Below are 13,586 nucleotides of genomic sequence, written 5' to 3'. Positions count from 1 at the left end.
GTCGATAGCGAAGATTATAGCGTAAGAAGACGCTCAGATGGTTGTAACTGAACGACCTGGTAAAAAAAGCTTTAAGAAAATTTGTATGACCGACTCCAATCTTACTTCACAGTAACGTCACTCGACTTATACTTATAAATATTGTTCTTCGAACCACCAGTTCCTTTAATGCTAACAGCAGAAAATTGGGATTGATGAACATCATCTAAAACAATAGGAGAGCGGTAGTCTTTCTTTTCGCAACGCAACGTGATGTTCGAAAAGCTAATACCTTTTGCATGCCTGATGTAGATACCCCAGGCAGGAAGTTCTTTAAACATAGAGAAGTCAGGGTACTTAGCAGGTATCTCAGGAATGCTGTCTAAACGATCGAGTGCAGCATTCGCAAACATTGCATTACCTCCACCAGGATATTTGATTTCTATATTTTTAAAAGAAATATTAGAGATGTATTGACCGGGCAACCCTGCAATAACCAACGGTGATGTATTGCGGGGCATGTCTTCTATAGGACCTTCGTATTCATAACCCGCATCAGGTTTGCTTCCTGCAATTTCAACATAAACATTGCTGATTTTTACATTTTCGAGCTTTCCTTTTCTGCCTGCAACCCTTTCACCTAAACGAAGAAAAATAGCATTACCTGTATTTACTGCTTTTAAAGAATCGATTACTACGTTTTCAACGAAGCCACCGTCGACAGCTTCAATTGCAACAGCTGAGCGATAGGTGTCGAAGACGCGGTTGTTTATAATTTGGATGTTTTTAAAACCACCATTAGTTGCAGTACCAAACTTCACTGCGTTTGCGCTTGAGCGGATAGTGTTGTTGCGAACATAAATGTTGTTGCAAAATGCCTTTGTATCATGGGACTTAAGGCAGATACCATCATCAGCAGCATCAATATACGAGTTGGTAATACGCACGCCGTCGCAATCGGCAATGTCAATTCCATCGTTGTTCCAGTAAGCCTTGCTATCAACACGAATACTATCAATCAGGACGTTTTTGCATTGATCATATGTCTGCACCCATGACGCACTATTTCTGATAGTAACGCCCTTAATCGACACGTTTGTGCAATTACGAAAGTTGATAACCATTGGGCGGTGATCTTCTTGCGGGCGGTCATATCTAAACAGGTCTTTCAGTATGCCACCATGTATGAGATTAACGAGGTTTCTTGCTACAGTTCTTCCTTGTCCATCTATTACTCCCTGGCCTGTTATGCTAACGCTGTCCTGGTCGTAGGCAAAAATAAAGGCAGTGAAAATTTTTTTATCGTAGTCATAAGGATTGAGTGAACCGGCGAGAACAGCGCCTTCTTCAAGATGTATAGTAACGTTTGATTTAAGATGGATGGAGCCTGACAAATACCTCCCCACATAAAAAACCAGTCTTCCACCTCCGTTTCCATTGATATAATCTATCGCCGCTTGTATCGATCGCGTATTTAATGTTATTCCGTCTGAGTGAATTCCAAACAAGGAAGCAGGATAATCTTTTGCAAATACACAAAACGATTGAAAAAACATGAATACTACAACAACTGCTTTTTGTATGCTCACTTGCAAAGAATTTTAAAAATGAATGGGGTAGCAACTGTGTTCAATCGTGTCTGTTCTTAGGCTACTGTCACCGGTCCAATTAATCCCATAGATTGTATTGGCTGATCTTTTCTCTTTTCGTTCGTCCAGTACTGGGCAACTGCATTGTCTTTTAAAGTCTTCATATAGTTGCCCATGGTGGTTACGACCTTAATCTCGATGCTGTTATTACCGGTTTGCGCATGTTCCTTAATCGGGTAGATCCTTCTGCCATACCATTGTGCACCCAGATCTTTATTGTTGATTGTTACTTCTGAAACCCCATGCACTTTACCAAGGTTAAGAAAAAAAACCTTTGTTTTATCTGCAACAAGCAGATTTCCCCGGTAAATGGCGGTACCAGAAAACGAAACAAATTCCGGAACATCCTTCAAATCTTTTAAAACCGGCATTTGGGTTTTTGTAATTGATCCATTGATATGCCTGAATTCAACTGTCCAATTATTGACGACTGCGGCATGGTCGCTTGTTGTAAGCTTTGAAGGAAATTCCTTGCCTTTTTTATTATTGTCAAAAACAACCAACACGGAATCTGCAGGACCTAAGTCCAAAGTAATTTTGGTTGAGTTATTTAGTTTATATCGATCCCCATTTTCCGCGTTCCAGATCCATGCTTGTTTGTTCTTTGTCAACTGTTGGGCAGGAACGATCTCAATAGCATGTGAATCATCCATACTAGAATTGATAAAAAGAAGAATTTCTGCATCTTTGGCCTGGTATCTCACCTGTGTTACAAAACGATCAGGCTTATTGATTTGTAAATAAGGAGTGATACGATACTTAACCTGGAGGTCCCTGAACCATTGAATGAAATCTTTTTCAGGAGTTGTTAGCAGGATAAAACGATCAGGAAAAGCTTTCATCTGTTCCACTGCATCCTGCACTTCTTTATCTCTTTGCTTATAGTTGTTCCAACCTAAAGATTTATCGGGCTGCTTGTCCAAACAGAAAATTCTTCCACCCTCTTTCACGAAGGCTAATAACTTTTGAGCTGTAGCCAGTTCAAGACTTTCTACTTGTACTATGAAGATTGTGTGGTATTTGCGTGCACCATATCGCATGTGCCCATCCTTCATTTCTGCATCTCTTATCACAGACTCTGAAACGTAATCACATCCATTTCCATTCTGATGCATTGCCTCCCATATAAGCGACAAATGATTTGGATAGGAGAACGAAGGGAACGGCTCGTTTTGTGCGCCATAGATGCTCCACATATCTGCAACCGGAGGTAGTATGGCAATATCAGCAAACATATCAGCTTGTTGTAGAAGAGCTGAGATCCTTGCTTTATAATCATTGAATTTTTTAAAGTAAGGCCACCAGTTATTTCTTTCATTTATGAAAGTTCCATACCGCACCCATCCAGGAAAAGGTGCTTCTAAAGGTGAGTAATTGAAACCATGAAAGACGGGATGTGTAACGCCTGAGATCGTACTAAGATCACCTGTTATCTTCATTAGCTCAAGCGTGGTATTGAAGACGACATCAGTATTAGTGAGTTCCTCGCAGCTAATCACTCGCCGACCCTTTAGATGCGCGGCAGACGACACGTATTTATTCACCATTGTATACCCTCTTCCAATGGTTGTGTTTGCCTCGCTCATTTCCTTTCCTATACCCGCCTTGATCCAGGTCTCACATTCTGGTATGTCCATATTCAGACTTCCTTCCAAAGGAAAATAACCTCTGCCATAAGCTTGCGCCCTTGATTGAACACCTGTGTCTTTACACCATTTGGTAAAAGTGTCGATAAATCTTTCTTGCAGTAATTCAGTCTTGGTTAGGTCGTAATCGTACCTGACCCGCTGAATCATATTCTTCATCTCCCAACCTAACTGGGCTCCATAACTATAGTCAAACACATTACCCATCGAGCCAATCTTGAACTGTGTGAAGGGCAGATAAGGCATCAAATCGTAGCCTCTTCTTTTTTTAAATTCAGCTTCCATGTCTGCTGTCCAGTTGGCTCCTTCAAGTTCCATACTATCGGTAAAAAAAGCACGGATATGTTTTGACAAGGGGCCAGTTTTCTTTTGGATACCATCAGACATATGGTTCAGGTATTTTAAAACCGCAGCTTTATCATAATGATTGAGTACAGGCCCATCTGCACCAGGAGCCCCGTTGATGACTTCAAGAAAGCTGTCGATTTTTACCAGCGTATATAAAACAAACTTGCCTGTGGGAATAGAGGCGGTAATGTATCCTGTTGGTAATTGTTGCGTGAGGTCCTGCACCTCGCTCATACTATTAAATGGATCAGGGACTAGCTTGACAGATAGTATTTCCATCTTCCGCCTGGCATGCGGACTCGAAACTGCGGGATCAGCTTCCTTTAGTAAATCAAATACAGAAGCTTCAAAGTCAAGCTTGCCTTCCAGCTTTTTAGTTCCTATTAGTACGATTTGTGCACGTTCTTCACCTTGTAGGTATGTTGCTCCAAATGGCCAGCCTGAACCAACAATCAAATCACAGGTAAGGCCCAAAGATTTGGCTTCTGCAAAAGTATGTTGCAATGCATCCAGCCATTCATCACCCAACCATTGTAATGACGGCTTACCCAGATCATCCGTTCTTTGCGGAAACTTTATTGGATTAATTTCTACTCCACCAAGTCCCGCATCTTTCATCAAATGAAGCTCCCTCGAAAGTTCAGCCTTTTCCACTTTGTCTCCATTCCACCACCACCTCACAAAAGGCCTGAAACCCATAGCAGGGTTTTTGAAAATTTCGTAAAGATCGTTACCACCAACAAACTCACGAGTTGGTAATGCATCAGCTGCAAAAGCCGGAAAAGCTTTTGACAACGCAGAGCCCGCCGTTAGTATTGAACTTTGTAAGAGAAATTTTCTTCTTTTCATGAAAGTTGTTTAAAAAGCTTCGAACTATGGGGGCCAGCTACGAGCAGAACACGAAAAGCTAGCAGCTCGGAGCTAATAACTGACACCTTCCCCTAATCCACTCCTCCCTTTCTTGTGGCTTTTGATTGTACCGGCCACTTTGTTCTTTCGCCAGTCCTGGAATTTACCGGTAATTGAGCTCTTTCCCTTGAAGTTGTTTGAGGGTCTTCGCTCGCCATATAAGCAAGAATAGCGGTAAGGATAACATTGTTTTTTACATCGTCCCAGATGATTTTATCATAAGTATCCCTGTTGGTGTGCCATGTATAATTGCCGTATGACCAGCTAAGAGAGCTCAAAGAAAAAGCAGGTGCACCTGCGGCAAGGAAGGAGGCAAAATCAGAACCGCCACCACCAGGAACGCCAGGGAAAGTTGTTTGAATACGCGTCCGCACGCTATCAGGAGCTGCGGCAAGCCAGCGCTGTATAAATTCATAAGAGTTTAAAAATCCCTGACCAGACAAATTGACGACTCTTCCCGTTCCATTATCCTGGTTAAATACTGCTTGAATGTGTTGTACAATTTCGGGATGGTCTTCAACGAAGGCTCGTGAACCATTTAGACCCTGTTCTTCACTGCCCCAGTGACCAACTAAAATTGTTCTTTTCGGATTAGGATAAATCTTCTTTAAAATGCGCAAAGCTTCCATCATAGTTAGCGTTCCGGTTCCGTTATCGGTTGCACCAGAAGCACCATCCCAACTGTCAAAGTGGGCAGAAAGCAAGACGTATTCATTTGGCTTCTCTGAGCCCTTTATTTCAGCAATGGTATTGAATGTTGGTACCAAACCCAATTCTTTAGAATCAGCCCGTACACTAATCTTTGGTTTTTCACCACCTTCCGTCAGCCTGTATAAAAGACCGTAGTCTTCCAGCGAAATATCAACTGTAGGAATTTTTTTGGTTGTTGCGCTAAATACTTTGTTTACGCCCCAACCTTGCGACCATAAAGATTGAACTATACCTGCCGCGCCTGCAGCTTCCAATGCTTTGGCTAATGCTCCACGCCCTGACCCTACTTTGCGAAGCCTTGCCGCCCACGCCGCTGTTTGCTCTGCCCTGTCTTTCTTTATTTTATCGACTGTTTCTTTCAGGCCAAATTCCTGCAGGTTTTCATCAGGTCGTCCTGTAGGTTGAGCCATTGATACCAACACAAATTTTCCTTTCACATTGGGTAGCCATTCTTTAAAAGCAACAGAGTCGCGTAAGTCTGGTATGATGATAGTTTCAGCAGTAATAGTTTTGCCTCCGGTATTAGGGCTCCAGGCAAGTTGAGTCCCTTCTAACGACCGCACTCGCGGATAAACAAGGTCTATATGCGACACGCCTCTTTCCCATCCGCGCCACTGTCCCCATTGTTCGTTGCGTGCATCAATGCCCCACGATTTGTAATGTTCTACGGCCCAGTCATTGGCCCGTTTCATTTGAGGCGTACCTACGAGTCGTGGTCCTATTACGTCCATTAGTTCGTGACCAAGTTTTGTAAGTTGTGAGTTGTCATTCGCTTCTTTCATGATTTGCTGCACAATAACGGAGTCTTTACCCTGTGCATATAAACCGTTGCAAAACATGCTTGCAATGAATAGAAATGAGGTGGTTTTTTTGATTAGCGTAAATGTAAATATTGATGATTTTTTCATTTTTCTAATGTAGGATAAATGGATTGATCAAAGCCAAAAAGTTTGGTGTTTAAAATAAGGACAACCTTAGACTATAGCCTTGGAGAACCTTTGATTGTTGTTCTTGACATAACAATAACTTCGCGATTATTCTAAAGCAATGTACATGTATCATAATGAAGCAGGACGTCATCGATCTCTTTAGTACTTACCCTCAATATGCGTTTCTGTTTAGCATTTCGATTAATATAATAATTGCGGTGCTTGGTGTAGTGCCGAGTGTTTTTCTTACCGCTGCAAACATTTTATTTTTCGGATTTTGGAATGGAACGCTTATTTCTTTTGCGGGAGAGTCTATCGGTGCAGCAATTGCTTTCTGGTTATATAGAAAAGGTTTCAAAAAAGGCATCGAAAAGAAAGGGTCAACTTTTCCTGCAGTGAAAAGGCTTTTGGAGGCTGAAGGTCGGAAGGCTTTTATGGCAATTATTTCACTTCGGCTTATTCCGTTTATACCTTCCGGGCTCATCACGTTTACGTCTGCTATTGGCCGGGTTAGCATGATTACTTTTTTCATTGCCAGCTCCCTCGGCAAAATTCCGGCGTTACTAATAGAAGCGTATGCTGCCTACGAGGTCACGGCGTTTAATTGGCAGGGTAAGGTTATTTTACTACTTATTGGAATTTACCTTCTGTATATGGTTTTGAAAAAGAAGAAGTAAAGGACGTTCAGGCACGAAATTTTAAGCTGAATGAACACTGGTAGTTTGGATAAAAAGGACCGGAATTTGTTGAAACAACTAAAATTGTAATTCAAAAAATAAAAATTAAAAAATGAAAAAAGGCTTGTTGAGTATAGTTATTTGTGTTGGCTTCATTAGCTCTTTTGCCCAAACCCCACACTTTGGATTAAAAGGAGGATTAAATGCTGCAAACCTCTCACGCGAAGGTAGTGGCACGTCTGATTTTAAAATCGGGTTTCATTTAGGTGGGCTCGCTCACATTCATATGACCAACCATTTTGCCATTCAGCCAGAGATTGTCTATTCACAGCAGGGCGGTAAGAATACTTTTGGTAATGTTGAGAATAAAATCAAACTCAACTATGTAAACATTCCCGTGCTTGCTCAATATATGTTTGGTAAAGGATTTAGATTAGAGGGTGGTCCGCAACTAGGCTTATTAGCCAGCGCGAAACAAAAGATAGGCAGTGCAGAAAGTGATGTTGCCGGTAGCTTCAAATCAACAGACATTTCTTTTGTAGCAGGGTTTGGTCTTCTTGGCCCGGCTAAATTGGGAGTTGACTTTAGATGGACTTTTGGTTTAAATAACATCAATAAAGTTCCGAACGGAGTTTCTACCAGGAATAATGTTGCCCAGTTAGGATTATTTTACCAGTTCGATCATAAAGGGAAGAGATAAAATAATTGCTTACACAATGTGGGAGGATGGTTGGTTAACGCAACACGTTAGCTATCCATCTTTTCTATTAGTTCTCCAATTTCTGCAGAGAGAATTGTTTGGCCCTGGCCTTCTTCATACCACAACCAATCTTCATTAACCAAACCTTCGGCAATAGTTACAGGTGTTTCAAAGTGGATGATAAAATAGATATTGCCTCCGTTGATAACAGGTGATACGTTCACCTTTTTACCCTTGTATTCAATTAAAAAATCTTCTTCTTCCGGCATTGCAGTAAATATAGAGGAAAGTAAACAACGAGACTTATAAAAGGATGAACTCCGTTTTCAAAGAACTGAATTTTTATTAGATGTTCAGAAAACTGTAATTTGAAATCGAAGAATAAAAAAACATATGAAAACAATAACTGTACAATTTCAGAAGAGGATTCAAAGCCTGCTAATACTAACGTTTGTATTACTTTTTTCGACCTCGGCTATTAAAGCAAATTACCGCGATACTGCCATGTCGTCAACGCTTGAAGGGAGATGGGATCTGACGATTACTGTTGGAGGACGCGAGGTGCCTTCCTGGCTGGAAGTTCGTCACTCAGGTTTGAACACTTTAGTGGGTGATTTTGTAGGATCGGGAGGAAGTGCGCGCCCTATTTCTAAGGTTAACTTTAGCGGTGGAAAAATGAGCTTTACCATTCCGCCTCAATGGGAAACAGGCAACGATGTAACAGTTGAAGGGACACTTCAAGGCAACAATCTTTCCGGCACAATATTGCAACCCGACGGAAAAACTTACAATTGGACAGGGGTTCGTGCGCCATCTTTAAGACGGACCACTCAACCGGTTTGGGGCAAACCTGTTAAGCTATTTAATGGTACAGACTTAAAAGGTTGGCATCCCACAGGAGCTACGAACCAATGGAAAGTTGTGAACGGTGTCTTGACCAGTCCAAAATCAGGTTCTAACCTGGTTACCGATGATAGCTTTACTGATTTTAAATTGCACATCGAGTTTAAGTATGATAAGGGTAGTAATAGTGGTGTGTATCTGAGGGGCCGCTACGAGTTGCAGATTGCTGACAGTAAAGGTTTGGAGCCTGTTAAGGACCAACTTGGCGGTGTCTACGGGTTTATAGCACCAAGCGAAATGGTAGCGAAAGAAGCGGGCGAGTGGCAATCTTACGACGTTACATTAGTGGGTAGAATGGTTACAGTTACTGCAAATGGAAAACTGATTATCTGCAACCAGGAAATTCCAGGTATCACCGGCGGTGCGATCAATAGCAAGGAAGGCGAGCCAGGACCATTGCTTTTGCAAGGTGACCACGGGCCAATCGAGTTCAGAAATATTGTGATTACTCCCGCCAATAAATAATAAAAAGTAAGATGTTGAAAGTGGAAGATGCAGGCATTCCACTTTCAACATTTTTTAAAGATCAGGTTACATCATAAGTTTAATTAGCAAACTTATTCTCCCCACGCGGTTATTACTATGCTTCTTGGTCCTCCCCGGTCGCGATGTTCGCACAAATAAATGCCCTGCCAGGTGCCAAGCGCTAACTTACCATTGGTAATAGGTATTAAGACTGAACTTCCCAGCAATGCCGCTTTTAAATGCGCAGGCATGTCATCCGATCCTTCATAATCATGCATGTACTCCGGGTCGTTCTCAGGCACTGTCTTGTTGAAATACATCTCAAAATCTTTTCTTACAGTAGGGTCAGCATTCTCATTAATGGTCAACGAAGCGGAAGTGTGTTGTATAAAAACCTGGCAAAGTCCACTCTTTATTTCACTGAGATTAGGAAGACCTTTCAGGATCTCTTGTGTCACCAAATGAAATCCTCTTTTTCTTTCCTGTAGTCTTATTGCCTGCTGATACATCTTCATAAATTTGAGCTTGATAAATTTCAACCTGCAATACTAAAGCCATAGAAAACCAGCCAGGTAATGTTGAGAATTTTGAAAAATGGGAAAACTTGCAGTAGAAGGTTTAAAGCGGCATTTGAAAAATTGGGACAGAAATAAGCAGCAGTACTAACTACCTCCTGCTAAGGACTATTCCTTTCATTCATAGCGAAGTTTTTTTCACTACTTTCATCAACCGTTTATAAAATTTAAAACAAAACGTATGAAGAAATTAGTTGCTCTAAGTGCCCTGGCTCTTTGTCTTGCCTCTTTTGCTCCTAGACTAAGACATTATCAAAATGAGAAATGGATAAGCTTGTTCGACGGCAAATCATTGAATGGATGGAAAGTAGGTGAAAACGCCGAAACGTTTAAGGTAGAGGACGGAACAATTGTAGTAAATGGAAACACTGCTCACCTGTTTTATGACGGGCTGGCGATGAATCACGATTTCAAAAATTTTGAATTCAAGGCTAAAGTGATGACTTTCCCGGGGTCTAATTCAGGTATTTACTTTCATACAGCTTACCAGGAAAAAGGTTGGCCTTCTAAAGGATACGAAGTACAGGTAAACAACTCTCATACCGACTGGAGAAGAACAGGTAGTTTGTACAGTGTTGATGATGTGAAGGAAGTGTACGTAAAAGACAATGAGTGGTATACAGAAAGTATAACCGTGCAGGGAAAAAGAATAATCATTAAGGTAAATGACCGCACTGTTGTAGACTATACCGAGCCTGATAATGTAAACAAGCCGGGTGGTAGAATGATTTCAAATGGCACCTTTGCTTTGCAGGGACACGATCCTAAAAGCAAGGTTTTATTTAAAGATATTATGGTAAGAGCACTGCCATAATTTTTATAGCTGTTAGTCATCAGTTAAACCGCATTTCCACCGAGTATTTTCTTTATTGAGTACTTACCGGAAATGCGGTTTTATTTATTTAAACTATGAAAGGACTGCAGATCTATTAGTGCTGAATAGGGTTATTGAGATTCAAGGGTGTGACACAACCGGGGCGCATTAAAGGGCTGATGTTGGATACAAAAAAATTACCAGCCGTTCCTCTCTTATATTAAGCACTTACGGTAACGACACGTGTAAATATTTGAGGTATCCTGAGTCCGCCGGCTTTTGCAAGCATTAGCAGTTGAGTAAACAGTGTTGCAGATATCTGTAGGAAAGGTAATTTCAATTAAGGGATGACGTCGATCAAGCATGCGACTATCTTTTATTCAACTCTCATGATTGTAGTGCTGCTTAATCTAATCAAAGCGGTACAATACATTTTAATTTTTGTTATGGTATCCCTTTTGCTTTAAAAGAGGCAAAACGTTTAATTATGAAAAAGATATTTGTAAGTATGGTCTTTATGGCTTCGGTTGCAGTCGTTCATGCGCAGGCAGGACAAGCAACTACAACGGAGACAAAACAAAAAACACAAGTCGCTCATAAAAAGACTACAACAACAAGTCATAATAACGATGCCGGCGTGAAAGTAAGCGTTACAAAAAAGCATCATGCTAACAGAGGAAAACATAAAGGAGCAGCAGTTAAGCAAACAAAAACAACTACTACTACCACTACTACTCCTTAGTCTAATTTAAAAAGTGTTGATACTTTTTATAGTGCTAACCTTTGAATTAGAAGCCTCAACTAAATGTTGAGGTTTTTTGATTTATGAATGCCCCAGAAATATTTGGGAAACATACTGCTTGAACTATTCAAGCTTTTATTCAAAAATGAAATTGTTGCAATAAAAGCCTAAAACCTCATTCTGGTAGATGTTGAAGTCGAAGCTGGTAAGAGGAATTTTCAATTCATCCAGAATGAAGTAGCCCGAATAGTTAAGATCCTTAAGGAATTTAAAAGCTTTAAGAAGGGTGTCACGGGTTACGATTCCTTCTGAACATTCAATTAATATTTGCGGCTGATATTTTCTCAGTGTTTCCTTTGCCCCATACAAAACGCCGAGCTCATTTCCCTCCAATTTAAACTTGACTAAAGCAGGTACAATAAAATTTGTACAGCAATAATCGTCTACCGTATTATGCTGGTGCAACTCAATTTCATCTTTGTTCTTTTTTGATTTAAAATCAATGACAGGAGCTCCGGTAGCATTGTCTTTTTCAGCATTATTATTTGTAAAAACCAATTCTTCAACCGTAATATTTTCGAGGTTGACGAGCCGTTTCATTTTCTGCAGGTAGCTATAAATTCCGCTGCTTGTTTCAAAAGCAATAAGCCTACCTGGAAGCTTGGATATTTTTAGGATATCAAAAAAGTAACTTCTTTTATGCGAACCTATATCTAGCACAGTATAACCTTTTACGGCAGCATTTAAGATGTAAGGAAGATATTCTTTGCTGTTGTTGTCTTTATAAGCGGAAGGCTTTACTGCAAGTTTAAACAGTTCATACAATTTAAGGCTGGCTACGAAGAATTTATTTGAGTGCATAGCCTGTGCAAGATTGTTGTGGTACATGATGCCTTATTAAAATGATGTAAATAATTTGAATCATTCTTTAGTAAAGGCCTTGCTCGCACCATGTTTCAAAATGCAGAGCAAGACCTTGGGGAACACAAACCATCTATTATCTAATCGTAATTGCTTTCAAAAAGTTGCCTGATGCATCAAACTGTAAAGCATATTTAGTTGAATTAGCATCAATCAACACCGCATAGCCTGCGTTTACTCCATTTGACTTAATGGCAAAAGCATGCTTAAAAACATAGTTAGGATAAGTAGTTGACAGGTAAGACAGGGTATTAGCAGGGAGTGCTTCCTGGGCTATAGATGTGGGACGACCAGCACGCGCAGGAAGTGTAGCACGTTTTACAAAAGTGTTGGTAGGGCTAAAGACCGTTGCAAAAGGACCGTTGTTAATACTCAATACTACAATGCTGCTATCTTTTCCTTTGAAGGCGCGCACAAGTGTGTCCTGTGCATAATTGGCAGCGAAGTATAAACTGACCGCTGCAGGTAAAGCACTGATAGCAATTGTATCACGCTTCAACCCATCCCTGTCGTCGAAATGACCACCATGATGAAATCCACGTCCCCCGCTTAGATCGCGTCCTTCACGTTGCTCCAATACTTTTATAAAAGCACCTGTGGCGTCAAATTTCAATCCCACTGGTTTGCCATTGTAATTGATAATAACAACATAGCCGGAAACAGTACCTGCAGAGTCTTTGTCGGTGAAAGCTTTGTTAGCAGTATAGCCCGCGTAATTAGCGTCGAGGTAAGTTGCTATAGCTGAAGGCAGACTGCTGAAGGCAATAGAGTCGGTACGATGGCGAGTGGCACAAGCGCCAACCACATACACCGAGTCTCCAGCCGATGTTGATGCAATGGCTATGGCTTGTGCTGCGGCAACTGCTGACTGGCTCACTTCATTTCCTGCAGTTTCCAAAGAAGCATCTTTTTTGCATGACGCGAATGGAATTAGTAAAAGACTAAGTGTTGCGAGGTTAAGAATGCTGGTTGATCTTGTCATTTTTTTCATTTGTAAAAGGTTTGGTTAATTGATTGCTTGTTATTGTTTAGCTATTTAAAGTTTCTTTTCGCGGATCTGCATAGAACTGCCGTTCACCGTTTTGATGTTATTTTTTTCTCTTTAATTTTTTATTGAAAGGTTTCAGCACTTTTTAGCAACAGTGATTATGCTAGTGCCTGCAGTTTTAAAAATGTTTCATCCTTGTGTGAGTAGATGTAGTAGTAAAAAAGAATGGTTGGGTTGGAAGGATAAAAATTTTGTTAAGGCAAATCTTTTATAGTCTCTTTAAAAAAGTCCACCATTGTAAAAAAAGTTACTTCTTAGATTATCGCTCAAGCCGCTGGGCTTCGTTCTTGCAACGTGCCTCCACCCGCTTGTTTCTGAAACTGCTACGCATGTTTCAGAATGCCTTTGCTGCGCTTGGCACCCAACCGGCTGATGTCACTTATGCAAGAACTGTTGTTGGTTAGCGAACCAATGGTCGTCGTGTCGTATCCCTTCTTTTTCCGCAACGCCCTCAGAGAAAAGGCGTGAAGAAAATTAGGTGAACAGGCGTTAAGAAATAAAATAAATGTTACTGATGTTTGGATGTGTTCTATGATTGTAAGTCCTCCAAAAGTTCCATTCTATTCTCAT

12 protein-coding genes are annotated in these 13,586 nt (G+C 40.8%); 5 read left to right on the top strand and 7 right to left on the bottom strand.

Features of this window, described 5'->3' with window-relative positions; translation table 11 throughout:
* Window positions 1–101: 101 nt before the first annotated feature.
* The 3 genes from SAE01_RS23855 to SAE01_RS23845 all read right to left on the bottom strand — a co-directional run bounded on the left by SAE01_RS23855 (window position 102) and on the right by SAE01_RS23845 (window position 6,150).
* Complete coding sequence (locus tag SAE01_RS23855; RefSeq protein WP_246113325.1) at window positions 102–1,568, bottom strand: glycoside hydrolase family 28 protein; 1,467 nt, start codon at window positions 1,566–1,568, stop codon at window positions 102–104.
* 56 nt (window positions 1,569–1,624) lie between these two features.
* On the bottom strand, window positions 1,625–4,471 hold the full coding sequence (locus SAE01_RS23850; RefSeq protein ID WP_147206352.1) for a glycosyl hydrolase: 2,847 nt from the start codon (window positions 4,469–4,471) through the stop codon (window positions 1,625–1,627).
* A 92-nt stretch (window positions 4,472–4,563) separates the two neighbouring features.
* On the bottom strand, window positions 4,564–6,150 hold the full coding sequence (locus SAE01_RS23845; protein WP_147206351.1) for a M20/M25/M40 family metallo-hydrolase: 1,587 nt from the start codon (window positions 6,148–6,150) through the stop codon (window positions 4,564–4,566).
* 155 nt (window positions 6,151–6,305) lie between these two features.
* On the opposite strand from SAE01_RS23845, the gene SAE01_RS23840 reads away from it, so the two are divergent.
* Both SAE01_RS23840 and SAE01_RS23835 read left to right on the top strand, forming a co-directional pair.
* Window positions 6,306–6,848 carry a TVP38/TMEM64 family protein gene (locus tag SAE01_RS23840; RefSeq protein ID WP_147206350.1) on the top strand — a complete coding sequence of 181 codons (543 nt, stop codon included), beginning with the start codon at window positions 6,306–6,308 and terminating at the stop codon, window positions 6,846–6,848.
* A gap of 112 nt (window positions 6,849–6,960) precedes the next feature.
* Window positions 6,961–7,548: a porin family protein gene (locus SAE01_RS23835; RefSeq protein ID WP_147206349.1), complete on the top strand. Its 588-nt coding sequence runs from the start codon at window positions 6,961–6,963 to the stop codon at window positions 7,546–7,548.
* Between the two features lie 47 nt (window positions 7,549–7,595).
* On the opposite strand, the gene SAE01_RS23830 is transcribed toward SAE01_RS23835, so the two are convergent.
* Complete coding sequence (locus SAE01_RS23830; RefSeq protein WP_147206348.1) at window positions 7,596–7,817, bottom strand: hypothetical protein; 222 nt, start codon at window positions 7,815–7,817, stop codon at window positions 7,596–7,598.
* Window positions 7,818–7,941: 124 nt separating this feature from the next.
* Between SAE01_RS23830 and SAE01_RS23825 the strand changes: the two genes are divergently transcribed.
* Entirely contained in the window at window positions 7,942–8,916 is a 975-nt protein-coding gene (locus SAE01_RS23825) for a 3-keto-disaccharide hydrolase (protein WP_147206347.1), read from the top strand.
* Between the two features lie 92 nt (window positions 8,917–9,008).
* Here the strand turns inward: SAE01_RS23825 and SAE01_RS23820 are convergent, their stop codons facing one another.
* Window positions 9,009–9,431, bottom strand: coding sequence for a secondary thiamine-phosphate synthase enzyme YjbQ (locus tag SAE01_RS23820; protein WP_147206346.1), 423 nt, complete (start codon window positions 9,429–9,431; stop codon window positions 9,009–9,011).
* A gap of 241 nt (window positions 9,432–9,672) precedes the next feature.
* Between SAE01_RS23820 and SAE01_RS23815 the strand changes: the two genes are divergently transcribed.
* Window positions 9,673–10,305 (top strand): 3-keto-disaccharide hydrolase, encoded by a 633-nt coding sequence (locus SAE01_RS23815; RefSeq protein WP_147206345.1) that lies wholly within the window; start codon window positions 9,673–9,675, stop codon window positions 10,303–10,305.
* A gap of 487 nt (window positions 10,306–10,792) precedes the next feature.
* The gene (locus tag SAE01_RS23810) at window positions 10,793–11,047 is read left to right on the top strand and encodes a hypothetical protein (protein WP_147206344.1); all 255 of its coding nucleotides are present in this window, start codon (window positions 10,793–10,795) and stop codon (window positions 11,045–11,047) included.
* 135 nt (window positions 11,048–11,182) lie between these two features.
* Here SAE01_RS23810 and SAE01_RS23805 read toward each other — a convergent pair whose 3' ends face one another.
* Window positions 11,183–11,935, bottom strand: coding sequence for an FkbM family methyltransferase (locus SAE01_RS23805; RefSeq protein ID WP_147206343.1), 753 nt, complete (start codon window positions 11,933–11,935; stop codon window positions 11,183–11,185).
* Window positions 11,936–12,044: 109 nt separating this feature from the next.
* Window positions 12,045–12,959 carry a PepSY-like domain-containing protein gene (locus SAE01_RS23800; RefSeq protein ID WP_147206342.1) on the bottom strand — a complete coding sequence of 305 codons (915 nt, stop codon included), beginning with the start codon at window positions 12,957–12,959 and terminating at the stop codon, window positions 12,045–12,047.
* Between the last annotated feature and the right edge of the window lie 627 nt (window positions 12,960–13,586).

The sequence above is a fragment of the Segetibacter aerophilus genome, from assembly GCF_007991655.1.
Classification (GTDB): domain Bacteria; phylum Bacteroidota; class Bacteroidia; order Chitinophagales; family Chitinophagaceae; genus Segetibacter; species Segetibacter aerophilus.
The sequence above is the reverse complement of the archived record's forward strand: the minus strand, read 5'-3'. Positions and strand labels throughout refer to the sequence as shown.

Bases quoted from the DNA above. Each gene is read 5' to 3' on its own strand.
- SAE01_RS23800 (WP_147206342.1), bottom strand. From the start codon at position 12,959: ATGAAAAAAATGACAAGATCAACCAGCATTCTTAACCTCGCAACACTT.
- SAE01_RS23805 (WP_147206343.1), bottom strand. From the start codon at position 11,935: ATGTACCACAACAATCTTGCACAGGCTATGCACTCAAATAAATTCTTC.
- SAE01_RS23840 (WP_147206350.1), top strand. From the start codon at position 6,306: ATGAAGCAGGACGTCATCGATCTCTTTAGTACTTACCCTCAATATGCG.
- SAE01_RS23810 (WP_147206344.1), top strand. From the start codon at position 10,793: ATGAAAAAGATATTTGTAAGTATGGTCTTTATGGCTTCGGTTGCAGTC.
- SAE01_RS23815 (WP_147206345.1), top strand. From the start codon at position 9,673: ATGAAGAAATTAGTTGCTCTAAGTGCCCTGGCTCTTTGTCTTGCCTCT.
- SAE01_RS23830 (WP_147206348.1), bottom strand. From the start codon at position 7,817: ATGCCGGAAGAAGAAGATTTTTTAATTGAATACAAGGGTAAAAAGGTG.
- SAE01_RS23835 (WP_147206349.1), top strand. From the start codon at position 6,961: ATGAAAAAAGGCTTGTTGAGTATAGTTATTTGTGTTGGCTTCATTAGC.
- SAE01_RS23845 (WP_147206351.1), bottom strand. From the start codon at position 6,150: ATGAAAAAATCATCAATATTTACATTTACGCTAATCAAAAAAACCACC.
- SAE01_RS23820 (WP_147206346.1), bottom strand. From the start codon at position 9,431: ATGAAGATGTATCAGCAGGCAATAAGACTACAGGAAAGAAAAAGAGGA.
- SAE01_RS23850 (WP_147206352.1), bottom strand. From the start codon at position 4,471: ATGAAAAGAAGAAAATTTCTCTTACAAAGTTCAATACTAACGGCGGGC.
- SAE01_RS23825 (WP_147206347.1), top strand. From the start codon at position 7,942: ATGAAAACAATAACTGTACAATTTCAGAAGAGGATTCAAAGCCTGCTA.